The organism is Pseudomonas sp. Pseusp16 (assembly GCF_047324915.1).
GTDB lineage: Bacteria > Pseudomonadota > Gammaproteobacteria > Pseudomonadales > Pseudomonadaceae > Aquipseudomonas > Aquipseudomonas fluorescens_CD.
The window spans coordinates 4,245,964-4,270,710 of record NZ_CP168522.1 but is presented as its reverse complement, the minus strand read 5'-3'; the positions used below and the strand labels follow the sequence as shown (position 1 = coordinate 4,270,710).

The 24,747-nt window shown below is 58.7% G+C and carries 17 protein-coding genes and 1 pseudogene; 9 read left to right on the top strand and 9 right to left on the bottom strand.

Features of this window, described 5'->3' with window-relative positions; all coding sequences use genetic code 11:
* The first annotated feature begins 5 nt into the window (after positions 1-5).
* From ACEN8Q_RS19455 to ACEN8Q_RS19440, 4 genes are all read left to right on the top strand, one after another.
* Positions 6-1,745, top strand: coding sequence for a PTS fructose-like transporter subunit IIB (locus ACEN8Q_RS19455; protein WP_413421573.1), 1,740 nt, complete (start codon positions 6-8; stop codon positions 1,743-1,745).
* Positions 1,746-1,922: 177 nt separating this feature from the next.
* Positions 1,923-3,512, top strand: a complete 1,590-nt coding sequence (locus ACEN8Q_RS19450) for an alkaline phosphatase D family protein (RefSeq protein WP_413703597.1) — start codon at positions 1,923-1,925, stop codon at positions 3,510-3,512.
* Between the two features lie 284 nt (positions 3,513-3,796).
* The gene (locus ACEN8Q_RS19445; protein WP_413703596.1) at positions 3,797-6,043 is read left to right on the top strand and encodes an alpha-xenorhabdolysin family binary toxin subunit A; all 2,247 of its coding nucleotides are present in this window, start codon (positions 3,797-3,799) and stop codon (positions 6,041-6,043) included.
* A 105-nt stretch (positions 6,044-6,148) separates the two neighbouring features.
* A complete protein-coding gene (locus ACEN8Q_RS19440) occupies positions 6,149-7,054 on the top strand; it encodes a hypothetical protein (protein ID WP_413703595.1) in 906 nt (301 codons plus the stop codon).
* 39 nt (positions 7,055-7,093) lie between these two features.
* Here ACEN8Q_RS19440 and ACEN8Q_RS19435 read toward each other — a convergent pair whose 3' ends face one another.
* Complete coding sequence (locus ACEN8Q_RS19435) at positions 7,094-9,622, bottom strand: PepSY domain-containing protein (RefSeq protein WP_413703594.1); 2,529 nt, start codon at positions 9,620-9,622, stop codon at positions 7,094-7,096.
* 255 nt (positions 9,623-9,877) lie between these two features.
* Positions 9,878-12,202, bottom strand: coding sequence for a TonB-dependent receptor (locus ACEN8Q_RS19430; RefSeq protein WP_413703593.1), 2,325 nt, complete (start codon positions 12,200-12,202; stop codon positions 9,878-9,880).
* A 207-nt stretch (positions 12,203-12,409) separates the two neighbouring features.
* Between ACEN8Q_RS19430 and ACEN8Q_RS19425 the strand changes: the two genes are divergently transcribed.
* Together ACEN8Q_RS19425 and ACEN8Q_RS19420 are read left to right on the top strand one after the other, a co-directional pair.
* Complete coding sequence (locus ACEN8Q_RS19425; protein WP_413426921.1) at positions 12,410-13,090, top strand: Fe2+-dependent dioxygenase; 681 nt, start codon at positions 12,410-12,412, stop codon at positions 13,088-13,090.
* A 57-nt stretch (positions 13,091-13,147) separates the two neighbouring features.
* The gene (locus ACEN8Q_RS19420) at positions 13,148-13,849 is read left to right on the top strand and encodes a tetratricopeptide repeat protein (RefSeq protein ID WP_413426933.1); all 702 of its coding nucleotides are present in this window, start codon (positions 13,148-13,150) and stop codon (positions 13,847-13,849) included.
* Positions 13,850-13,965: 116 nt separating this feature from the next.
* On the opposite strand, the gene ACEN8Q_RS19415 is transcribed toward ACEN8Q_RS19420, so the two are convergent.
* The 3 genes and pseudogenes from ACEN8Q_RS19415 to ACEN8Q_RS19405 all read right to left on the bottom strand — a co-directional run.
* Positions 13,966-15,129: a type III PLP-dependent enzyme gene (locus ACEN8Q_RS19415; protein WP_007973066.1), complete on the bottom strand. Its 1,164-nt coding sequence runs from the start codon at positions 15,127-15,129 to the stop codon at positions 13,966-13,968.
* Positions 15,130-15,974: 845 nt separating this feature from the next.
* Entirely contained in the window at positions 15,975-16,352 is a 378-nt protein-coding gene (locus ACEN8Q_RS19410) for a hypothetical protein (RefSeq protein ID WP_413426919.1), read from the bottom strand.
* Between the two features lie 226 nt (positions 16,353-16,578).
* Positions 16,579-16,853 (bottom strand): annotated as a pseudogene (locus ACEN8Q_RS19405) (glycine/betaine ABC transporter ATP-binding protein); the annotation flags it as partial.
* Positions 16,854-17,263: 410 nt separating this feature from the next.
* Between ACEN8Q_RS19405 and ACEN8Q_RS19400 the strand changes: the two are divergent.
* The 3 genes from ACEN8Q_RS19400 (at position 17,264) to ACEN8Q_RS19390 (ending at position 20,718) form a co-directional block, all read left to right on the top strand.
* A complete protein-coding gene (locus ACEN8Q_RS19400; RefSeq protein ID WP_008018754.1) occupies positions 17,264-18,847 on the top strand; it encodes a peptide chain release factor 3 in 1,584 nt (527 codons plus the stop codon).
* 219 nt (positions 18,848-19,066) lie between these two features.
* Positions 19,067-20,302 carry an MFS transporter gene (locus ACEN8Q_RS19395; protein ID WP_413703592.1) on the top strand — a complete coding sequence of 412 codons (1,236 nt, stop codon included), beginning with the start codon at positions 19,067-19,069 and terminating at the stop codon, positions 20,300-20,302.
* 155 nt (positions 20,303-20,457) lie between these two features.
* Entirely contained in the window at positions 20,458-20,718 is a 261-nt protein-coding gene (locus ACEN8Q_RS19390; RefSeq protein ID WP_413426915.1) for a hypothetical protein, read from the top strand.
* 120 nt (positions 20,719-20,838) lie between these two features.
* On the opposite strand, the gene ACEN8Q_RS19385 is transcribed toward ACEN8Q_RS19390, so the two are convergent.
* From ACEN8Q_RS19385 to ACEN8Q_RS19370, 4 genes are read right to left on the bottom strand one after another with little or no spacing between them, the layout of a single operon-like run.
* Positions 20,839-21,819 carry a peptide ABC transporter ATP-binding protein gene (locus ACEN8Q_RS19385; RefSeq protein ID WP_008018751.1) on the bottom strand — a complete coding sequence of 327 codons (981 nt, stop codon included), beginning with the start codon at positions 21,817-21,819 and terminating at the stop codon, positions 20,839-20,841.
* Complete coding sequence (locus ACEN8Q_RS19380) at positions 21,819-22,787, bottom strand: ABC transporter ATP-binding protein (RefSeq protein ID WP_413426913.1); 969 nt, start codon at positions 22,785-22,787, stop codon at positions 21,819-21,821. The genes ACEN8Q_RS19385 and ACEN8Q_RS19380 overlap by 1 nt, the downstream gene beginning before the upstream one ends.
* Before the next feature lie 10 nt (positions 22,788-22,797).
* Positions 22,798-23,709 (bottom strand): ABC transporter permease subunit, encoded by a 912-nt coding sequence (locus tag ACEN8Q_RS19375; protein ID WP_413703591.1) that lies wholly within the window; start codon positions 23,707-23,709, stop codon positions 22,798-22,800.
* A 10-nt stretch (positions 23,710-23,719) separates the two neighbouring features.
* Positions 23,720-24,730, bottom strand: a complete 1,011-nt coding sequence (locus ACEN8Q_RS19370) for an ABC transporter permease subunit (protein ID WP_413703590.1) — start codon at positions 24,728-24,730, stop codon at positions 23,720-23,722.
* Positions 24,731-24,747 lie beyond the last annotated feature (17 nt).

The following is a 24,747-nucleotide window of genomic DNA, read 5'->3' as shown; positions in this document are numbered from 1 at the left end:
TTGTCATGAAGTTAGCCATCGTTACGGCCTGCCCGAACGGCATGGTCACCAGTGTGCTGTGTGCCCGGTTGCTCGATGCCGCGGCCCAGCGTCAGGGCTGGAGCACCAGTGTCGAAATCGCCGATGCCGCGCATCCTGAAAAGCAACTGTCGGCGGCCACCCTCGACGCGGCCGAGTGGGTGCTGCTGGTGACCAGTGCACCCGTGGATATGTCGCGGTTTGTCGGCAAGCGCCTGTTCCAGAGCACTCCGGCCCAAGCCCTGCAAGACGTGGAAGCCGTACTGCGGCGTGGTGCGCAGGACGCTCAGGTTTACGCAGCTGAAGAAGCCGTCGTCGAACCTGTGGCGGTTGCCCGGGACACACCGCGGCTGGTGGCCGTCACCGCGTGCCCGACGGGCGTAGCCCACACGTTCATGGCCGCCGAGGCCTTGCAGCAAGCGGCCAAGCGCCTGGGCTATGACCTGCAGGTGGAAACCCAGGGCTCGGTCGGCGCGCGCAATCCATTGAGCGCGCAAGCGATTGCCGAGGCCGATGTGGTGCTGCTGGCGGCCGATATCGAAGTCGCCACCGAGCGTTTCGCCGGCAAGAAAATCTATCGCTGTGGCACCGGTATTGCCCTCAAGCAAGCGGAAGCGACCTTGAAAAAGGCCTTGGCCGAAGGCCAGCAGGAAAGCGCTGGGAACGCTGCCAAAACAACGGCCAAACAGGAAAAGACGGGTATCTACAAACACCTGCTGACTGGCGTGTCGTTCATGTTGCCGATGGTGGTGGCCGGCGGCCTGATGATCGCCTTGTCGTTCGTGTTCGGCATCACCGCCTTCAAGGAGCAGGGCACTCTGGCGGCGGCGTTGATGCAGATCGGTGGCGACAGCGCATTCAAGCTGATGGTGCCGCTGCTGGCAGGCTATATCGCCTATTCCATCGCCGACCGCCCGGGCCTCGCGCCGGGGATGATCGGCGGTCTGCTGGCGAGCACCCTGGGCGCCGGTTTCATCGGCGGGATCATTGCCGGTTTCCTCGCCGGCTATGCGGCCAAGGCGATCAACCGTTATGCGCGTTTGCCGCAAAGCCTCGAGGCGCTGAAGCCGATCCTGATCATCCCGTTGCTGGCGAGCCTGTTCACTGGTCTGGTGATGATCTACGTGGTCGGCAAACCGGTGGCCGGGATGCTTTCCGGGCTCACGCATTTTCTCGACAGCATGGGCACCACCAACGCGATTCTGCTGGGTGTGTTGCTGGGCGGCATGATGTGCGTCGACCTCGGCGGGCCGATCAACAAGGCGGCCTATGCGTTCTCGGTCGGGTTGCTGGCGTCGCAGAGTTACGCGCCGATGGCGGCGACCATGGCCGCGGGCATGGTGCCGCCGATTGGCCTGGGTATCGCCACGTTCATTGCGCGGCGCAAGTTTGCGCAGACTGAGCGCGAAGCCGGCAAGGCGGCGCTGGTGCTGGGGCTGTGCTTCATCTCCGAAGGGGCGATTCCGTTTGCCGCGAAAGATCCGTTGCGGGTGATTCCGGCGAGCATCGCCGGTGGTGCGCTGACCGGTGCGTTGTCGATGTATTTCGGCTGCAAATTGATGGCGCCCCATGGAGGGTTGTTTGTGCTGGCGATCCCGAATGCGATCAATCATGCGCTGCTTTATCTGCTGGCGATTGTGGCGGGGAGCCTGTTGACGGCGGTGGCGTATGCGCTGGTGAAACGACCAGAGGTGGTGGAGTTGGCGGTAGAACCCGTCACCGCCTGACACCTGTCCCCTGTAGGAGCGAGCTCGCTCGCGATGGTCGCGAACGATAACGCGTCAAACCAGATGCCCAGCGGCGCCTATTGGTTTTTCGCGAGCGGGCTCGCTCCTATAAGGTGGGGATGTCATGCCGGCTTCATCCAGCCATGCTTAAGTTTTTCCTTTTTCAAGGAGAACACCATGAGCGATTTCAACCTGGGGCGCCGTCGTGTCATGCAAGCGGTCGGCGCCGGATTGCTGTTGCCAGGGCTGGCGCCGGCGGTGATCGCTTCGGTCAAGGACCGGCCGCAGCTCACCGACGGCGTGCAGTCCGGTGACCTGCTGGGCGACCGGGCGATCGTCTGGAGCCGCTGCGATCGTCCCGCACGGATGGTGGTGGAGTGGGACACCCGCAGCCTGTTTCCCAACCCGCGGCGATTCGTCTCGCCCCTGGCCGATGCGCGCAGCGATTTCACTGCCCGGGTCGAACTCACCGGGCTGCCTGCCGGCCAGGCGATTTTCTATCGAGTGCAGTTTGAAGACGCCCAGAGTGGCGTTGCCAGCGAACCCTGGTTCGGTCACTTGCGCAGCGTGCCGCAGACCCGGCGCGACCTGCGTTTTGTCTGGAGCGGCGACACCGTCGGCCAGGGCTTCGGCATCAACCCGGACATTGGCGGCATGCGCATCTACGAGGCGATGCGTCGACGTCTGCCGGATTTCTTTATCCACAGCGGCGACACCATTTACGCCGACAGCCCGATCCCGGCGCAGCTCACCACGGAAGGTGGCCGGGTATGGCGCAACATCACCACCGAGGCCAAGAGCAAAGTCGCCGAGACCCTCGATGAGTACCGCGGCAATTACCGCTACAACCTGATGGATGAAAATATCCGCCGTTTCAACGCCGAAGTGCCGCAGATCTGGCAGTGGGACGACCACGAAGTGGTGAACAACTGGTCGCCCGGCAAGCAGCTGGATGCGCGCTACCAGAGCAAGGATATCCACAGCCTGGTGGATCGCGCACGCCAGGCCTGGCTCGAATACGCGCCGATGCGCCTGCAGAGCGCCGATGGCGGCGGGCGGATCTATCGCAAGCTCGGTTACGGGCCGCTGCTCGATGTGTTCGTGCTGGACATGCGCAGTTATCGCGGGGCCAATGATGACAATCTGGGCGAGGCCAAGCCGTTCCTCGGTCGTGAGCAACTGGACTGGCTCAAGCGCGAAATGCAGGCCTCGAACGCGCAATGGAAAGTGATCGCCGCCGACATGCCTATCGGCCTCGGCGTACCCGACGGCGAAGTCAGCCCAGGTGTCACGCGGTGGGAAGCGGTGGCCAACGGTGATCCCGGCCCGGCCCAGGGACGTGAACTGGAAATCGCCGAATTGCTCGGCTTTCTGCGGGCGCGACAGGTTCACAATTTCGTCTTCCTTACCGCGGACGTGCATTACTGCGCCGCGCATCACTACCACCCTGAGCGCGCGGCGTTTCAGGATTTCGAACCGTTCTGGGAGTTTGTCGCGGGGCCGTTGAATGCCGGGAGTTTTGGGCCCAATCCACTGGACAAGACCTTTGGCCCGCACGTGGTGTTTCAGAAGGCACCGCCGACGCAGAACGTCTCGCCGTTTGCCGGGTTTCAGTTTTTTGGCGAGGTGAATATCGACGGGCAGAGCGGGGAGATGAGTGTGGTGTTGCGCGATCTGGATGGCGTGGCGGTATTCGAGCAAAAACTGGCTCCCGGTGATCCTGCAGTTGCTCGTTGCCTGGAAAATAACTTTCGAGAAAAAACCTGATGCTGGAAGTTGCTGCATTCTTTTCTTTTATTGGGCGTGGGTGCAAACGGCAGAGTATTGGGTGTATGTGTTGACTGGCAGTTTTAGCGGCCCCCGCGAGTCGCGTGGTTTAATATTCTGCTGAAGTTTTCTCTTGGGGTTGTAATTATCACATTTTCATATATTTGGTCACTTGATCAATATAGGTGGGCGGCTTACTTTTTTTCAACGCCACAGGGCGGATGGCCAAACTAATTAAGTTGAATGGTTTGGTGACAAGTTGAAAATTTTAGAAAGGAATCGCTATGTCCGCTGCATTGTGGGAAAAAAGTCTGGAAGGCAAAAACTACGATGAAGTTGCAACTCTTGCAGTTGCTGTTCCCCAGTCACTGGTGTCTTTGTCGACTGGGGCTGCGAATGAAGTCACTCGCGCCAACGGCTTGATACTGACCAAAGACCAAATCATTTCCCTGCGAAAATACGAAGCCACCGGGCTGGCACTTCCCACCAATGAGCGAGCGCTTGCGACTTACCTGAACTTTGGCGACGAAGAAGGGGGCATGGGTTTCACAAAAAAAGACTTTCTCATGTCTTTTACCAAGGTTAATGCCCACGCCAGTCTATGGTCGCCCCTGCGCTCGCGGATCATGCTGACGGGGACCCATTTGAAACTGTTCGGTTCGAGCATGGGTGTATACCTTACTTCGGTCGAGGAAATTTTCGCTGACGTCAAGGCGGCGAAGGCGCTGGGCACACACAAGATTACCAACTATGCGGAATTGCGCGAGTGGGAAGTGAAAGAAGGCAAGCCGTTCCCGGATCTTGCGTTGGAAGCGGACACCATCCCGGATCTGGGGGATGTGCTGGATCAGATCTTCGAGCAGGTCAAGGAGCATCTGCGCACTGCCGCTCAAATAAAATCCGATCTCGACCATTTTAGTCGGCAACTGACTAACGATGTCATTCCAACTATCAAGTTACTGTCGCTGGCACTCGAGAATAATACATTCGCATCAGACATCGAGATTTTGAATGACGAGATCAAGGAGCGTGCCAATCAGATTGATGAGTTGCATAAAGAGTACAAAGCGCTGGTTCAAAAGTCGCTTTCCTCGGCCAGCAGTTTCTCGATTATAGGTTTGGGCGTTGCCATCTATACCGGTGTTGAAGCTGAAGGGGTCCGATCTCGACGCAATGATCTCAGCCGTGCTCAGGAAGCGGCCATCAAGAGCCTCGAGAGCAAGTCCAAGGTCCTGGGATCGATCGCACGGATCAGGGGTGACATGCAGAATATGCAGACCGTTGCTCTGGATGCTGAAGTGGCGACAAACAACGTGGTGCATACCTGGAATGTGCTCCATGCCTACATCGAGAGCTCCGAAAAAGCGGTATTGAAGATCGAAGACGGCGTCCGTTTGCAGGCATTCATCACTCAGTTTCGTTTGGTGGCGGCGCCTTGGGTAAAAATCGAAAAAAGCGCCGATGCGCTTGTTGAATTGTTCCACGAGGCGGAACAGCAATACATGCTGGAATACGGTGTTCAAGGAAGAAAACCAATGAGGTCTCTGATGCAAAGCGATAGTTATCCTGCAGTGAAAGTCCAAAACCTTCAGGGCAGCAGTTCGGAACTGCGTAACCGTGCGGTGGAAGCAAAGCTGCTGTTCATGAAAACGGATTATCTTCCGGACTTGAGTGAAAAATTTCAGGCGTTACCGGTTAACGTCGCGAATGGTTCCAGGGAGGCTCAAGAGAAGGCACTGAAAACCGAGCTTTCACTTAAGAGCACGCTACAACAGTTGCTGTCGCTCGATGAAGAGTTGAGGGAGGGCGCCGATGAAATCGACGAAATTCATGACGAGCAGACGACGCTTTTGCGGGAGGCACAGACGGCCGTCAGCGAGATGTCCATCTCCTTGGGAGAGAGCCTGAAACGGTTCAATGTCGGTTATGACGAGACGGCCATGCAGGGATTCAAAACCTCGCTGATGGCTGACGTGTCAGCACATGATGCGGTGCTGGAGCGTTTGAATTCCAGCCTGACAGATCTTGAAAAAAAGCGTGGAGTCATCAACGAGGCCGTAGAGGAGCTCAATAAACTCGGCATTTCCGGTGTTGCAAAGAATGTCGAGCTGAATGTCGAGGCGGTCAAAAAACTTGGTGCCAAGCCATCTCAGATTGATCTGGTGCTGGCGGCGATCGAAAAAGTGAAACAGGATCTGCAGGGCGCAGTAAGGGATGTTTCCTTTGTCTTGATGGTAAAGCAGAACCAGGTACTTCGAGACAAGACCCTGGAAGTGCAGGCGCAAATTATGGCTGAGGGACTCGCCGTGCGGATCACTGCGGACAAGATCAAGCTGATTGAGGTTTTTTCTCAGATGCATGAGCAACGCAAACTCTACGTGGCGGCGTTCGCGGAGATCGATGAGACAGTGGCCCGTTTCTTGAGCTCGATGAAGTCTGATTCTTCCTCCCCTTTGAACAAGCAGGTTTCAGACTTCATCGTTAGCGCCAATGGTTTTGTCGATTACCTGAATCAGCTTTCGTATTTATAAGTATTGTTTTTCATACCGTGCTTGATCGGTCGTGCGTCGAGTCTCTCGATGCACGGCTTTTCAATGGTTGTTTAGCATGGGAGTGACTATCTGCAGGAGGCGGGTATGAACGAAGAGAACAGGGATTTCATATTTTTTCAGGAAGATGACTTTATTTCGTTACGCGCCTACGAATTATTTTTGAGCGAGGTGCTTCACAAGGATTTCATCATGCACTCCACCCCGGCAACCTCAAAGGTGTTGGGCGCCTATGCACAGGGCTTGAGCGAAGAGGCTGAGAGCAATCGCACCAGATTTTGGTCCTTGGTGGACGAGGACGACGTGAAGGGTATACGCACGCAAGTGCTCCTCTGCGTCAATCAGGTCCACAACCTTCGGCAGGTATTTCTTGAGGCAAGGCCGAACGTGCCCCGCTACCGACGGGTGGCTGTTGATACGCTGGGATGCGATCTGTTCGATTTCCATGCGCCGAACCTTGTGGTCTGTAGCATGTACAAGGTTTCCGGAGTCATGTCCTTTCTCGTTGAGCAGTGCAGCGTCGCCCTGAAAAACGTTGAACGGTACAGTTTCAATGTCAACTCAATGGAGCGAGAGGTCCACCCAATGTTCTTCCGGATCCTTGCGGCAAGAAAGCAGAAGATAGAAACCTATGGCTTTTCGCCAGAAAAGCCTCCTTCAGGTTCCGGGACTTCCCCCTTCGATTTCAGGACACCCTACCGAGGAGACCCTGAACCGCTAACACTGGAGTTGTATCGGTTGACCCAGGTCTACGCTCGCGCTTGTTCCGCACTTTTCAACTTTGGCCATTTCCTGAACAGGATTGAGCAGTTGTTGAGCGTGATGATTGACAGGCTTGCCCTGATCACGGCTTCGTCAACGTATTCGACTCTGCTACTGACGCTGAATCTGGTGGCCAGCCTGCTGACCCCACTGCAACTGCGAATGGACAGGTTGCAGGACTGGTCAGACTTCATACGTTACAAGGGTAAATATGCTGTAGAAGATTCATGAGCAAAGCGTGGATCCAGCCGGACGAGATCCGGCTGCATGTCAGTAGACGTCGCGCCGATATCGGTTTTGTTCGATCAGCTTTTCTACCTGTGCTGCTCCGAGGACTTCCTTGAGCACCTGATCCACTCCGCTTGCCATGCCCTGCAAGCTGCCGCAAATAAAAATCACCGCACCCTCGGCCAGCCACTTTTTCAACTCTTCAGCGGACTCTCGCAGCCGATCCTGCACGTAAACCTTCTCTGCCTGGTCGCGGGAAAACGCCAGGTCGAGGCGCTCCAGATCACCATTGATCAGCCACTCCTCCAGCTCCGTTCTGCACAGGTAGTCGTGCTCGCGATTGCGCTCGCCAAACAGCAGCCAGTGACGTTGCTGACCCTCGGCAATCCGCGCCTTGAGCAGGCTGCGCAACCCGGCCAGCCCAGTGCCATTACCCAGCAGGATCATCGGCACCGGTCGGGCCGGCAGATGGAAACCACTGTTGCGTCGCACGCGCAGGCTGATGGAACTGCCCACGGGTGCGTGTTCGGTCAACCAGCCGGAGCCGACGCCGAGGTTGCCATCGGCATGCACTTCCTGGCGCACGATCAGTTCGAGCATGCCATCGGCCGGGATCGACGCAATGGAGTACTCGCGCATGGCCAGCGGCACCAGGGCCTCTGCCAGCGCCTGCGCGTGCAGGCCGACCAGATGGGCGCGGTTCTCCGGCAATTGGCGGCTGGCCAGGGCCTGTTCGAGGGTTTCCTCCAGGCCGTTGAGCTGCACCTTGGTCTCACCGTGAATCCCCAGACCATCGAGGAAATGCTCGATGACCCACGGGCAATTGCGCGGCAGCACTTCCACCAGATCACCGGCCAGCCAACTGCTGGTGCTTGGCGCGCTGAGGCCCAGCAAGTACACAGGGGATCCGCTGCTGTCCGGGTTCAGCAGTTCACGACGGGCCAGGGTCCAGTTGTCGTAGCTGGGTGCTTGCCAGGCGTCGACGGGCGCGTGGCCGGTCAGCAGCCCCAGTTGCTGTTGCCAGTGGCGCAAGGCGTAAGGATCGCCGCCGTCGACTTCCACCGGGGCGAACAAGGTCTTGCCGCCGTGTTCGCCGAGCCAGGTGTGCAGGCGCTTGGCGAATCCGCAGAAGTGTTGATACTGCCGGTCGCCGAGGCCGAGGACCGCGTAGTTCAGGCGTTCCAGGCTCGGCGTGCGACCCAGTACCTTGCGTTCGAAGCCCCTGGCGCTGTCCGGCGCTTCACCGTCACCGAAGGTACTGACGACGAACAGAGCGTTGTTCGAGCCCTGCAAGTCCTGCTCGCTGACGTCCGCCAGCGGCTGCACCTTCACGGGTAAGCCTGCGGCCTGCAATTGCCCGGCGGTCTGCCAGGCCAGTTGCTCGGCAAACCCGCTCTGGCTGGCGAAACCGATCAGCCAGGCAGATGCATCGTTGCCCGGTTGTACAAGGCCTTGGCGAGCATCCTTGATCTGGCGTTTCTTGCGGCGACGATCCAGGTACAGCAACCAGCCGGTGACGAAGAACAGCGGCATGGTCAGCGCGGTGAGAGTCAGGATGATGCGCCCGACGATGCCGAAGTAACTGCCGACGTGCAGCGCATAAATGCTGGTCAGCAGTTGCGCCTTGAGACTCTTGTCGCTGTAGCGGTCAACCCGTTTGACCACGCCGCTGGCCGGATCGAGGGTGATCTGGTTCAGCGCACGGTCGTGGGGCGAGGTTTTCAACAGGAAGTAAACGGTCGCTGGTTGGCCGGCCACTGGCGGCATGCGTACGTTATAGGAACTGAGTTGCGGGCCGGCCGCGCTGTAGATGCTGCTCCACATGGCCGCGTAATCGGCTGTCGGCGCCGGACCAGCCCGCGCCGGGCCACGTCCGCCACGCACGCGCTCGTTCTGCGGTGCATCGGAGAGCAACCGGGTCAGGCCCTTGTTGTACCACTCGTAGGACCAGGACAGCCCGGTCAGCGCCGCCAGGAGGTAAAACACCAGGCACCAGGTACCGGCCACCGAATGCAGGTCCCAGTTGAAGCTGCGGCCCTTTTTCTTCCAGTCCAGGGTCAGCCAGGCGCGCCAGCTTTTCCACTGGCGAGGCCAGCGCAGGTACAGGCCGGACAGGCAGAAGAACACCAGGATCAGCGTGCATGCACCGGTGATCTGCCGACCCGTGTCGCCCATGGCGAGGAAACGGTGCAGTTGCAGCATCAGGCCGAAGAAGTCCTGACCGGTGGCGTCGCCCAGGAACTCTCCCGTGTACGGATCGAAGTAGCGCATCTCGCCACGGCGTTCACCCGGTGGCGGGGTGAACCACACTTTGGCGGCGTTGCCGCTGTCGGTTTCCACGGTGAGCATCGAGACTTTTTTGCCCGACGCGGTTTCGATTCGCTCCACCAGTTCGGCAGGCGGCAGCACACCGGCGAGCTGTTTTTCGACCTGCAACACGGACGGGTTGAGTGCGTTCAGGATTTCATCCTGGAACGACACAGTCGCCCCGGTGATGCCCATCAGGGCCAGGACGAGCCCGGCGCTGATGCCGAAAAACCAGTGCAACTGGAACAGGGTTTTCTTCAACACGTCGCTCGCCTTGTTCGTTCAAATTGATTCATCACGGCGCGCATTATGCCGTGGGGTTGTCGAGAAGCATTCTTTTTTACGCACAAAGGCCCCGTTCATGTGAATGAACGAGGCCGGGCCCAATGCCAACAATGTAGGAGCGAGCTCGCTCGCGATGGTCGTCAACGATGACGCGGTAAACCTGATTCACCGCGCCGTTCTCGAGTTTCTCGCGAGCAAGCTCGCTCCTACAGAAGGTTGTTGGTCACGTTTCCATCAGAAGTGGAAGTTGGTGCTCAGCAATGCGGTACGACCGGCCGCCTGGTTGGCGAAGTGAGTCGAGAACGCCTTGTCGTAGTAGGTTTCGTCGGTCAGGTTCTGCACGTTCAGTTGCAGGTCGACGTTCTTGCTCAGCTTGTAGGCCGCCATCGCGTCGTAACGAACGTAGGAATCAACCATGGTGGTGTTGGCGACGTTGCCGAACACGTCATCGACATAGAACGCACCGCCACCGATGGTCAGCTTCGGCGTGACCTGATAGGTCGTCCACAGGCTGGCGCTGTTTTTCGGCGTGTTAGGCAGTTGGTTGCCGTTGTTGATCTTGTTTGCCGGCAGGTCGCCACCATCGATTTGCTCGCTGTCCATGTAGGCGTAACCGGCGAACACTTGCCATTTGTCGGTGAGTTTGCCGCTGGCCGACAGTTCGATACCTTGAACGCGGGTTTTACCGACGTTTTCAAAGGTGGTGGTGTTGGTTTGCACACGAGCGTTTTCTTTCTCGGTGCGGAAGATGTCGGCGGTCAGGGACAAACGATCGTTCAGCAGATCCCACTTGGTACCGATTTCGTAGTTCTTGGTGGTTTCCGGCTCCATGTCGCTTTTGAGCAGGTTGCCGTTGCGATCCGGCGTGCCACCCAACGGGTTGCCTTCCGAACCTTCGCCCAAGGTGTTGCCCGGCGGAGTGGCAGACGTCGCGTAGGAGGCATAGATGCTGCCGTTTTCCGCTGGTTTGTACACCACGCCGAACTGACCGGTGACGAATTCGCTGGTGTCATCGCCCTTGGACGTGGTCACGCTGGAACCGTTGAAGGTTTTGTATTCGGTATCGAAATGGTCGTAACGCAGGCCCATGTTCACCAGCCACTGCTCGGACAACTCCAGGGTGTCGAACACATACAGCGCATAGGTGTTGGCCTTGGTGTCGGTACCGGCATAGTTGCGCGAGATGGCGCCGCTCCACGGATCATTCGGATTCGGGTTGGACAGCGAGGTGCAGTTATAGCCGCTTGGCGCGCCGATCAGTGCCGGCGAGCAGTTGGTGGTCACTGCTGCCGTTCCCGGAGTGGTGTCCGTGTTGACGTTGTACGAGGACTTTTCGCTTTCCTCGTGGGTGTATTCGACACCGGTGGAGAAGCTGTTCTTGAACCCGACGATGTAGACATCACCAAACAGGTCGGTCTGGTTGGTGGTGGTCTCGGTGTTGCTCACGCGGGTGTTCGCGCGGCGCCAGACGCTGCCGTTGTTGACGTTGCCTTTGCTGTCGTCCGGTTGGGTCAGGATGTAATCCTGCATGCTGGTGCCGTGACGCAGGGTGTTCTTGATGGTCAACGAGTCGCTCAGGTCGTGCTCGATGGCGAAGGTCGCCGTGTCAGTGCGGGTCTTGCGGAAGTCGCGATTGTCCAGGCCATAGAAGTTGCTGCTGTCGCCGCCGTCATTCGGCTTGTCCGGGTTGGCCTTGGTACGGGCAGCCGAGCCTGCGGTCGGGATGCTGTACGGAATACCCGAGTCCGGCAGGTCGTTGCTTTCGAGATGGTAGTAGTCGAGGTTGACGCGGGTGTCGGTACCCAGGCCGAAGGCCAGGGACGGTGCAACACCCCAACGGTCGTAGTTGACGCTGTCACGTCCGGCGACGTTGCTCTCGTGGCTCAACAGGTTCAGACGGCCAGCGGCGGTGTCGGTGAACTGGTAGTTGCCGTCGAAGGTGTAGCGCTGGGTCTGGTCGGAGCCCCAGGTGAAGCCACCGTCGAGCGAGTTGCCAAGGTGTGCTTTCTTGCTGACCAGGTTGATGCTGCCGCCAGCAGCGCCACGGCCGCCGATCGCGGAGTTCGGGCCTTTGCTGACTTCGATCGATTCAACGGCGAAGATCTCGCGGCTCTGGGAACCGGTATCGCGCACGCCGTCCAGGTAGGTGTCGCCCTGGGCGTCGAAGCCGCGGATGAACGGGCGGTCGCCCTGCGGGTTGCCGCCTTCACCGGCGCCGAAGGTGATGCCTGGAACGGTGCGCAGCGCATCCTGCAAGTTGAGCGAGCCGGTGTCTTTCAAGACTTGTTGCGGAACTACGGTCACCGAGCGCGGTGTGTCGATCAGCGGTGCGGTGTACTTGGGCGAGGAGGCTTTCTCGACGTTGTAGGTCGTCTCGTCATGGGCTTGGCCGGTGATGGCGGTGGCGCCCAGAGAAATCACATTGTCCGGTGTTTTTTCGGCGCTTTTTTCCGCCGCGAAAACCATGTGGCCCGCGGAGCCGGCGGTAATCGCCATGCCGATGGCCGATGCGAGCAAACGTGGTGAACTGACCGGTACTTGTGGTTGTTGACGTGACATCTGGATTCCCCTCCCCAAGGATTTGAGGTCGCGGAATATAGGGTAAACAAGTATTCGTAACAATTGCGAAACATTACTATTCGCACTGAATTTACATTCTTTACAATTTAACCTTACGGTTTTTGCTGACTCATTCGTCAGATGTGTTTTACAAGGGCAATAAGAATCAATACCATTGGCGCCCCTTTGTTTTCAGGTGCCTTTGCCATGCTGCTGCACATTCCCGGCCTGTTCGAAAAAGACGAGGTGCAGCGCATCCGCGAAGCTCTGGAACAAGCCGATTGGGCTGATGGCAAGATCACTGCCGGCTACCAGTCGGCCAAGGCCAAGCACAACTTGCAGCTGCCCGAAGGGCATCCGCTGGCCAAGGAGATCGGCGCAGCGATGCTGGAGCGGCTGTGGAAAAACCCGCTGTTCATGTCGGCTGCACTGCCGCACAAAGTCTTTCCTCCGTTGGTGAACTGTTACACCGCCGGTGGCAGTTTCGACTTCCATATCGACAACGCGGTGCGTCAGCCCAAAGGCAGCATTGAGCGGGTGCGCACGGATTTGTCCGCCACGCTGTTCTTCAGCGAGCCCGAGGATTACGACGGCGGCGAGCTGGAAATCCAGGACACCTTCGGCACCCAGCGAGTGAAGCTGCCTGCCGGCGACATGGTGCTGTACCCCGGCACCAGCCTGCACAAGGTCAACGCGGTGACACGCGGAACGCGACTCGCCTCGTTTTTCTGGACCCAAAGCCTGGTGCGCGAAGACAGCCAGCGCGCCCTGTTGTTCGAGATGGACGGGGCCATCCAGCAACTGACCCGCGACATGCCGGATCATCCGTCGCTGATCCGCCTGACCGGCACTTATCACAACCTGTTGCGTCGCTGGGTCGAGGTATAAGTGGCGGACTTTCGTTTACGCCGCGAGGAAGTGCTCGATGGTGAGCGCCTGCGCGCGATGCTCGACGAAAGCCCGGCCCGTGCGGCACAGGCTATCCTGATTGCCGCGCGTGAAGGAGAGGTCGAGGCCCAGGCCTTGCTCGGGCAAATCCTGCTGGACGGGCAGGGGATCGCGCAGGACCGGTCGCTGGCGCTGCGCTGGTTCGGCATCGCAGCGCACCAGGGGCACCTCATGGCGCGCAACATGCTCGGCCGTTGTCATGAGCATGGTTGGGGCTGTGCTGCCGATGCATCGCTAGCGGCCAGGCATTACCGAATTGCCGCCACTGCAGGGCTGGATTGGGCGATGTACAACTACGCCAATCTGCTGGCGACCGGGCGCGGGGTGGTTGAGGATCAGCTTCAGGCACTGAGTCTCTATCGCCGTGCGGCTGAGTTGGGCCATGCAAAATCGATGAATCTGCTGGGGCGGTACCTGGAAGAAGGGCGGGTCTGTCCCGCGGATCCGGCGGCGGCTCGTAACTGGTATCGACGTTCGGCCGAGAGCGGGGATTTTCGCGGGCAGTTCAGCTTTGCAGCGGTCTTGACCGACGAGGGGAATATCGAGGATGCGTTGGTCTGGCTGCGCAAGGCGTTGGCCGGTGGCAACCTGAATTTTCTGCGAGTGGCTTATAAGGCATTGTCAGCCGCCAATGATCCACAGATTCAGGCGATGGCTGTGGATTACAAACAACGTACCAAACAGCTCGAAACCTTGTAGGAGCGAGCTTGCTCGCGATGGTCGTTAACGATGACGCGTTCATACAGGATGTGCGCGTTATCCTCAGGTTCATCGCGAGCAATCGAGCGTCGACCGGCTGCTCCTACAGGGTGGGGTTACACGTAGAACGACTTCAGCGGCGGGAAGCCATTGAACTCGACAGCGCTGTAGCTGGTGGTATACGCACCGGTCGACAGCCAGTACAGGCGATCACCGATGGCCAGGTTCAATGGCAGGCCGTACTTGTAGTTTTCGTACATGATGTCGGCGCTGTCGCAGGTCGGGCCGGCGATGACCACTTCTTCCATCTCGCCCTTTTTCTCGGTCCAGATCGGGAACTTGATGGCTTCGTCCATGGTTTCGATCAGGCCGGAGAACTTGCCCACATCCGTGTACACCCAGCGCTCTACCGCGGTACGGGATTTACGCGCGACCAGTACTACTTCGCTGACCAGGATGCCAGCGTTTGCGATCAACGAACGGCCAGGTTCCAGGATGATTTCCGGCAAGTCATCACCGAAGTCTTCTTTCAGGAAGCGGATGATTTCCTCGGCGTAGGTTTCCAGGCTGTTGGTGCGGGTGATGTAGTTGGCCGGGAAGCCGCCGCCCATGTTGATCAGCTTCAGGTGAATGCCGTCTTCTTCCTTCAGGCGTTCGAAGATCACTTTGACCTTGGCGATGGCCGCGTCCCAGACGCTGATGTCGCGCTGCTGCGAGCCGACGTGGAACGAAATGCCATAAGGCACCAGGCCCAGGTCGCGGGCGAGGATCAGCAGGTCCATGGCCATGTCGGTCTGGCAGCCGAATTTGCGCGACAGTGGCCAGTCGGCAGTGGTCGAGCCTTCGGTCAGGATGCGTACGTAGACTTTTGAACCCGGTGCCGCCTTGGCGATGTTGCGCAGGTCGGCTTCGGAGTCGGTGGCGAACAGACGCACGCCCTTCTCGTAGAAGTAGCGAATGTCCTTGGATTTCTTGATGGTGTTGCCGTAGCTGATGTGGTCGGCGCTGACGCCACGGCTCAGCACTTTGTCCAACTCGTAGATCGAGGCGATGTCGAAGCTCGAGCCTTTCTCTTTGAGCAGGTCGATGATCTCGACAGCCGGGTTGGCCTTGACCGCGTAGTAGACCTTGGCGAATTCGAAACCGGCGCGCAGGTCGTCATAGGCCTGGGCAATCATCGCGGTGTCGATCACCACGAACGGGGTTTCCTGCTTGTCGGCGAACGCCTTCATTTTCTGAAAGGTTTCGCGCGCGAAATAGTCTTCGACCTGGATCGACATACTTGGGAGCTCCTATGGGCAAACTCGAAAAAACAATGGGTGCAAATGAACGTCCTCCGTATCCCCACTTTGGTTCGCCTACTTCCCAAGGCATGTCGCCGAAAGCAAAAAGGCCATGGGTCGCAGCCCTTGGCCTTGCTGTCTCGTCGTCAGTACTTGAGCCGGATGGATCGTTTCCAGCATGGACGTTCGGCGCGAACTTTAGGGCGTGAGGGGCCTGAGATCAACTAAAAATGTCGCGTTTTTGCACTCTTCTGACGTGCGTTACGGACATCACTCTTTGTAGCCGACCGAGATGACGGGCAGATGTTCCCCGATAATTTTCAAGTGTTAAAAATACCTGCACGTTCGACGCTTTTGTGTGCCAAGTTCTGGAAAAGTACGATGGCGTCAATATAGGCGACGTTGGCGGCGAGAAGAGAGGCTGGTAGGGATTTTGGCTATAAGACGGGGCGTTGCTGTAGAGCTTTTTCAAGACTCACTGTTGATATTTTTTTCCGGTGTGTGAATCGCCGAAAAATCACACGAAACCTGTGGGAGTGAGCTTGCTCGCGATGACAATTTCACGGCCAACATCGTCGTCGACCGACATTTAGCTATCGCGAGCAGGCTCGCACACAGGTTTTGCACCTTAACCAATCGGAATCAGCTTCCAATCGATCAGGCCAGCGCCTCGGCCGGCGAGACGATATTGGTCTTCATTCCTCGCGAGCGCCCCGAAATCAAGTGATGCAGTTTCTCGCAAGGAGCGTATTCGCTGATTTACGGCTGCTGCGCTCCCGAACAGGAACAAGGTCGATCAGGGTGACACTGTTCGACCGACGAATTACGGGATCGGTCGCCGATCAATAGACGTTAAGCCTAAGGCTTACGCTCTTGCGGATGGCTGGGTACTGCTGTGTGGTAACGGTAAATTGAATAATGGTGTTGAGTTGCACATTGTTTAACGTGAAGGTCCCGTTCATATCCCCTGGACCTCGATTGATAGTGGCGCCAGCTGTAGTTGTCGTCCACACGGAGGTAACGCCTGTAATTTCCCTGCCGTTTGTATCGACGAGTTTTGCCGCGACCACCAATTTGAAGTTACCCCCTTTTTTGACAAGTTGCGGGTCTGCCAGACCTCCTATGATGATTTGTGTGGGTGGGCCAGCCATTACCTTCGGCGCCAGGGAGTCGGCCTCTGGTGTTGGTGTGGCAGGTGATGTCGAATTGTTAATGTTCATGGGTGACCTCTATAACCTGGTAAGTTTATTTTTGAGAGCGTGTAGATTTGCTCCCGATTCAGTAGAGCTTTTTCCAGGCAATAGCGGACCTATCACTTTTGACAGTCTTAAATGCTCAATTTGTTAATGGCTGCAAATTTACATAGCGCCAGCGCTTGACCCTATCCCCGTTTTTCCTCTTGGGGTGGTGATGGATCAAGCGCAATGGACTATGGAAGATGATCTGTTAAGTGAGTGCCACTTCAGCCGGTGAAACAATACTGGTCTTGGCTCCGCGGGAGCGGCCGGAACTCAAGTAAGCCGCTATCGACTCCTGCGTCACCTCGCCCAAAAATACCCGCTCGGCATCCATCACCGGCAACCACGCACGATTGAGCTCGTACATGCGCGACAACAGGATGCGCAAATGCTCGTCGTAGGCCGCCGTGGCGTTGAGCTCGCGCAAGTGCCGGTCTGACGATGCAGGTCGCGGCGGCTTACGTAACCCAGGGCGTTGTTTTGGTTCTTCACGGATTACCGGGATAACGACGTTCGCGAGAAGCAGCTCATGCCGAGCTCGCTCTACTGTAGGAGCGAGCTTGCTCCGGGCGGCGTTCCGACGAAAAACGTCCAGACAACGCTTGCATTCAGATACCCAGCGTTATCGTTGACGTCCATCGCGAGCGAGCTCGCTCCTACAGGCGAATCCGTACGACTTATCGAGCCATGAGCACAGCCGCGTCAGGCTGAATTGCAGGTGTTTCAGGCCCCCGACGAGTGGTCGTTACGGGGAGTGGACGTCTCTGTGCTTTAAAAAGGTTCCCATCCGGGGCAGCATTTGGCCACCCTTAATGTGCTCAACGGTTCGGTTCTTCGATCAACTTGGGCTATAATCTGCGCCCTTTTTTGAATCACCTGCCAGGCGATTTCCCATGACCAACCAGGCCGCCGAAGTCGCGAAACGCCGCACTTTCGCCATTATTTCCCACCCCGATGCCGGTAAAACCACGATCACCGAAAAGCTCCTGCTGATGGGCAAGGCGATTGCGGTGGCAGGCACGGTGAAATCCCGTAAATCCGACCGCCATGCGACATCCGACTGGATGGAGATGGAGAAACAGCGGGGTATTTCCATTACCACGTCGGTCATGCAGTTCCCGTATCGCGAACACATGATCAACCTGCTCGACACCCCGGGCCACGAAGACTTCTCCGAAGACACCTACCGCACCCTGACCGCGGTGGACTCGGCCTTGATGGTGCTCGACGGCGGTAAAGGCGTCGAGCCTCGTACCATCGCGCTGATGGACGTCTGCCGTCTGCGTGACACGCCGATCGTCAGCTTCATCAACAAACTCGACCGTGATATCCGCGACCCGATCGAACTGCTCGACGAAATCGAAGCAGTCCTCAAGATCAAGGCTGCGCCGATCACCTGGCCGATCGGTTGCTACCGCGACTTCAAGGGCGTGTACCACCTGGCTGACGACTACATCATCGTCTACACCGCCGGTCACGGTCACGAACGCACCGAAACCAAAATCATCGAGAAACTCGACTCCGACGAGGCGCGCGCACACCTGGGTGACGAGTACGAGCGTTTCCTCGAACAGCTGGAACTGGTTCAAGGCGCTTGCCACGAATTCAACCAGCAGGAGTTCCTCGACGGTCAACTGACTCCGGTGTTCTTCGGTACGGCACTGGGCAACTTCGGTGTCGACCACGTTCTTGACGCTGTCGTCGATTGGGCGCCGCGCCCGCTGGCGCGTGTCGCCAACGAACGCACCGTGGAGCCGGTGGAAGAGAAGTTCTCGGGCTTCATCTTCAAGATCCAGGCGAACATGGACCCGAAACACCGCGACCGTATCGCCTTCATGCGCATTTGCTCCGGCAAGTACGAAAAAGGCATGAAGATGCGCCACGTGCGCACTGGCAAGGACGTGCGCATCGGCGACGCGTTGACCTTCTTCTCCTCCGAGCGTGAGCAACTTGAAGAAGCCTTCGCTGGCGACATCATCGGCCTGCACAACCACGGCACCATCCAGATCGGCGACACCTTCAGCGAAGGCGAAGTCCTGGGCTTCACCGGCATCCCGCACTTCGCCCCGGAACTGTTCCGTCGCGTACGCCTGCGTGATCCGCTGAAATCCAAGCAACTGCGCCAGGGCCTGCAGCAATTGGCCGAAGAAGGCGCGACTCAGGTGTTCTTCCCTGAGCGCAGCAACGACATCATCCTCGGCGCCGTCGGTGTGCTGCAGTTCGATGTGGTCGCCAGCCGCCTGAAAGAGGAATACAAGGTCGAGTGCTCCTACGAGCCGATCACCGTTTATTCCGCGCGCTGGATCGAATGCAGCGACAAGAAGAAGCTTGAGGAATTCTCCAACAAGGCTGTGGAAAACCTGGCATTGGACGGCGGCGGTCACCTGACCTACCTCGCGCCGACGCGGGTCAACCTGGCGTTGATGGAAGAGCGCTGGCCGGACGTGAAATTCCGCGCGACCCGTGAGCATCACTAAGCGCTGAATGGCGACACCGCAAAGCCCACTGTGAAAGCAGTGGGTTTTTTTTTTGTGGGTTGAAAGGGTGGTCAAGGTGATTGCGTAGGTCTTTTCCTGCGCACTTGTAGCTTGCCTCTGCTTTTGATCCATGGGGAGTGTCGCCCGCGACAAGCCTGTCGTTGGCGTTTAGTGTCCAAAGGACATTTCGCAAACAGTGGCCTTTTGATGATCAAGGGAATGACACGTCGGCTGATCCATCTGCTGCGGCTGGATGGCTATTTCTGCGTGATGGCCTGGGTGCTCGCGGCGCTGTTGTTCATCAATCGGCTAAGTAGCATGGTCAAGCTGTTCATGGCGCTGTACCTGCGTCAGGAGCTGGGGCTGGCGATTGAAACCGTCGGCTGGCTGCTGTCGGCCTACGGTGCCGGTCTGCTGGTCGGTTCGATGCTCGGCGGGTTGCTCAGCGATCATGTGCCCACGGCGCGGCTGACCGCGGCGCTGTTCTTCGTTTCGATGTGGGTGCTGATCTTGCTGGGAGTGGTCACGCAGGTGCCGCTGCTGGCCGGGTTGCTCTTGCTCAGCGGGGCAGTCGATGGGGCGATCCGCACGCTGCATCAACGGCTGATCATGGAGTATTGCGACGTTGCGCAGCGTTCCCGGGCACAGGCCTTGAGCCGGGTGGCTCGCAACCTCGGGATGGCCGCTGCCGGGGTGACGGGCGGCGTTTTGGCGCAGACCGATTTCCGTTGGGTTTTCTTCGGCAGCGCGGCGATGACGTTGCTGGCCTTGCTGTGGTTTGTCCATACGACGTGGCGTCGACCGGTGCCGATCCCTGACGAGAAACCCGATACCGCCTCAAGCTCAAGCCAGCCCTATCGCGACAAACCATTCCTCTGGTTGCTGGCGGCGACGGTTCTGCTCGGTATGGCGTTCGACACGGTTTACAGCACGCTGGGCAACTATCTGCGTGATTACTACCGCTTGAGCACCGAGGCGATCGGCTGGCAGTTCGGGCTCAATGCGCTGCTGGTGGTGTCGTTGCAGATTCCGTTGTCGCACTGGGGCGAACGCTGGGGGATGCGTCGGCAACTGGTGGCCGGCAGTCTGTTGCTGGCCTGCGGGCTCGGTATGTTGCCATTGGGGGCCGGGCTGTTTTATGCCTGCCTGTCGACGGTGATCTGGACGCTGGGCGAGGCGCTGTTCATGCCGCCACTGAATATGTTGGTCATGCAGCACGCGCAAAGCGGAAAAAGCGGGCAGTACTTTGGCCTTTTCTTTATGAGCTGGAGCGCGAGCGCACTGTTGTCGCCGGTGCTTGGCGGTCAGCTATATGGCCACTTTGGCGGGCACAGTGTGTGGCTGGTCAGTGCGACGCTGGCGCTGATGTCCATACCGCTGATTTATCAGGCTACCCGTTCGCACGAGCCGGTCCCGCTTTCCGGGAAAACGCGCAAAGCAGATTCGCTTAGTTGATCCGGTAATTGGGCTTATTCGAAACCAGTCTTTCCATCCACGGCATTTCCGGCCGCTCATTGGTGTCCTGTCTGGTGAACCCGGCTGATCGGAACTAGATTTCACAGAGCGCAAGCCAGGCACTTGGGGTCACCTGATAGAGGATGGAATCGATCATGAAGAACAGGTTGCTACGCGTTTTACTGCTGTTGAAAGTGATGGTGATGCTGTCCCTTGGCACCGCAACGGCCTGGGCCGAATGTGAGAATCACGATACTCAGGCATTCAGCGGGCAGGTGGGACATAGCGGATTGATGCTCGCCAAGTCCGAGTCCGAGCCGGGCGATCAGGGGCAGGGTGGGGCTGACAATGGCGATGACTCGACCACTGACGAGCCGGACTCCGATGATGAAGAAGAAGGCGACAGCCAGACTTGATTGCTGAATGGCAGGCAAAAGAAAACCCCTTCTACCTCGACTGATGCGCAATCGAAGTGGAAGGGGTTGGGTTAATTCGTGAATCCCGGCAGTAGCGAGCAAGCTCGCTCCTGCCGTTTTTTATGCCGCGCCGTCGAGGAACTGCTCGGCGTAGTGGCAAGCCACCTGGCGTCTGTCGAGCAGGCGCAGGGCCGGCTCTTCAGTGCTGCAACGCTCGGTGGCGTAGGGGCAGCGCTTGTGGAAGGCGCAGCCGGACGGCGGGTTCAGCGGGTTGGGCAACTCGCCGACGATCTTGATTTTCGGCTTGTTCGGGTCCGGGTGAATCGTCGGCGTGGCCGACAGCAGTGCCTGGGTGTAAGGGTGCAGAGGACGTTCGTAGATGTCGTTCTTCGGACCCATTTCGACCGGGCGACCGAGGTACATCACCATCACGTCATCGGCAACGTGTTGCACCACCGCCAGGTTGTGGGAAATGAACACATAGGCGGTGTTGAACTCTTGCTGCAGATCCATGAACAGGTTGAGCACCTGTGCCTGGATCGATACGTCCAGTGCCGATGTCGGTTCGTCCGCCACCAGCACTTTCGGTTGCAGCATCATTGCGCGGGCCAGGGCGATCCGCTGGCGCTGACCGCCGGAGAACATGTGCGGATAACGCTGGTAGTGCTCGGGACGCAAGCCCACCTGCTTCATCATCGCCTGGACTTTCTCACGGCGTTCCGCGGCACTCAGGTTGGTGTTGATCAATAATGGCTCTGCAAGCTGATCACCGACTTTCTGCCGTGGGTTCAACGAGGCGTAAGGGCTCTGGAACACCATCTGCACGTCTTTGCGCAGTTGTTTGCGCTGGGCCTTGTCGGCACCGGCGACTTCCTGCCCGGCAATTTTCAAGGAGCCGGAGGACGGCTCTTCGATCAGGGTCAGGGCACGGGCCAGGGTGGATTTGCCGCAGCCCGACTCGCCTACGACGGCGAGGGTCTTGCCGGCTTCCAGTTCGAACGATACGCCGTTGAGGGCGCGAACGGTGGCGTGACCCTTGAACAGGCCTCGGGACACCTCGTAGTGACGGGTCAGGTCGCGGGCGGTAAGAACGACGGCCATTACGCCACCTCCTGGTTCAGCGGGTAGAAGCAGCGAGCGAGGCTGTTGCTTTTCTGGTCAAGGGCCGGACGTTGTTGACGGCAGTTGTCTTTCACGTACGGGCAGCGTGGCGACAGCAGGCAACCCTGCGGACGGTCGTAGCGACCGGGAACGATGCCTGGCAGGGTCGACAGGCGCGAGGCACCCAGGCTGTGTTCCGGAATCGCCTTGAGCAGCGCTTCGCTGTACGGGTGTGCCGGAATGTCGAACAGTTGCGGCACCTGACCGACCTCGACCGCCTGGCCGGCGTACATCACGCATACGCGCTGGGCGGTTTCGGCCACGACGGCGAGGTCGTGGGTGATCAGTACCAGGCCCATGTTCTGCTCTTTCTGCAACGCCAGCAGCAGATCCATGATCTGCGCCTGAATCGTCACGTCGAGGGCAGTGGTCGGTTCGTCGGCGATCAGCAGTTTCGGCTCGCCGGCAATCGCCATGGCAATCGCGACACGCTGGCTCATACCACCGGACAGTTGATGCGGGTAGGCGTCCATACGGCTGGCGGCACCCGGGATTTCAACTTTTTCCAGCAGTTCGATGGCGCGCTTGCGGGCAGCCTTGCCGGACATTTTCAGGTGCAGGCGCAGTACTTCTTCGATCTGGAAACCGACGGTGTAGCTCGGGTTCAGCGCGGTCATCGGATCCTGGAAGACCATGGACAGGTCTTTACCGACGATCTGCCGACGCTGGCGATTGTTGAGCTTGAGCATGTCCTTGCCGTCAAAGATCAGCGAGTCGGCGGTGACGATGCCTGGATGCTCGATCAGCCCCATCAGCGCCATCATGGTCACGGATTTGCCGGAACCGGACTCGCCAACGATGGCCAGCACTTCGCCCTTGTCCACTTTCAGGTCGAGGCCATCGACGACTGGCGTGGCGTTTTTGTCGCCGAAGCGAACGTTGAGATTCTTGATTTCTAACAGTGACATGGGAATCTCCTCAGGCGGCGTTCTTGAGTTTCGGGTCCAGCGCATCGCGCAGGCCGTCGCCCATCAGGTTGATTGCCAGCACGCTGAGCAAAATGGTCAAACCAGGCAGGCTCACCACCCACCAGGCGCGTTCGATGTAGTCGCGGGCCGAAGCCAGCATGGTGCCCCACTCAGGGGTTGGCGGTTGTACGCCAAGGCCGAGGAAGCCCAGTGCGGCGGCATCGAGGATCGCCGAAGAGAAGCTCAGGGTGGCCTGAACGATCAGCGGCGCCATGCAGTTCGGCAGTACGGTGACGAACATCAGGCGTGGCAGGCCGGCACCGGCCAGGCGCGCGGCGGTCACGTAGTCGCGGTTCAGTTCACCCATTACCGCAGCACGGGTCAGGCGAACGTAGGACGGCAGGGACACCACGGCGATGGCGATCACGGTGTTGATCAGGCCAGGGCCGAGGATGGCGACGATCGCCACGGCCAGCAGCAGGGACGGCAGGGCCAGCATGATGTCCATCAGGCGCATGATGGTCGGGCCGACCACGCGCGGGAAGAACCCGGCGAACAGGCCCAGCAGGATCCCCGGGATCAGCGACATGACAACCGACGACAAGCCGATCATCAAGGACAGGCGCGAGCCAGTGATCAGGCGCGACAGCAGGTCGCGACCCAGTTCGTCGGTGCCGAGCAGGAACTGGATCTTCCCACCTTCCAGCCAGGCCGGCGGGGTCAGCAGGAAGTCACGGAATTGCTCACTCGGGTTGTGGGGGGCAACCCACGGCGCGAAAATGGCGCAGAAAATCACCAGCAGCATGAACATCAGGCCGGCGACGGCACCTTTGTTCTTGGAGAATGCTTGCCAGAATTCTTTGTACGGCGATGGGTACAGCAGGCTTTGATCGACTGCTACCGATGGAATTGGAGTGGTCATGGTCATGATCTCAGCGCTGATGACGGATGCGTGGGTTGGCAAAGCCGTAGAGGATGTCCACTACGAAGTTGACCAGAATCACCAGGCAGGCGATTAACAGGATGCCGTTTTGCACGACGGGATAGTCTCGGGCGCCAATGGCTTCGATCAGCCATTTGCCGATGCCGGGCCACGAGAAGATGGTTTCGGTCAGGACCGCACCGGCCAGCAGGGTGCCGACTTGCAGGCCGACCACCGTCAGTACCGGAATCAGCGCGTTACGCAGACCGTGCACGAACACCACGCGCGACGGCGACAGGCCCTTGGCCTTGGCGGTGCGAATGTAGTCTTCACGCAGCACTTCGAGCATCGAAGAGCGGGTCATCCGCGCGATCACCGCCAGCGGGATGGTGCCCAGCACGATGGCCGGCAGGATCAGGTGGTGCAGGGCATCGAGGAACGCGCTGACGTCATCGGCCAGCAGCGTGTCGATCAACATGAAGCCGGTGCGCGGCTCGATGTCGTAGAGCAGGTCGATCCGCCCGGACACCGGGGTCCAGCCCAGGCTCACCGAGAAGAACATGATCAGGATCAGGCCCCACCAGAAGATCGGCATCGAGTATCCCGCCAGGGAGACCCCCATCACCCCATGGTCGAACAGGGACCCTCGCTTGAGTGCCGCGATCACCCCGGCCAGAAGGCCCAGGACGCCGGCGAACAACATGGCGGCCGTGGCCAGTTCCAGGGTCGCGGGGAATAGAGAGCTGAACTCGGACCAGACGCTTTCACGGGTTCGCAGAGATTCACCGAGGTCGCCGTGGGCCAGTTTGCCGATGTAATCCAGGTACTGGGCATACAGGGGTTTGTTCAGACCTAGGCGTTCCATTGCCTGAGCGTGCATTTCCGGGTCGACTCTGCGTTCGCCCATCATGACTTCCACGGGGTCGCCAGGGATCATGCGAATCAACGCGAATGTCAGCAAGGTGATGCCGAAAAACGTGGGGATCAGTAACCCCAGTCGGCGGGCAATAAAACTAAACATCGTAAGGTGTACCTCAT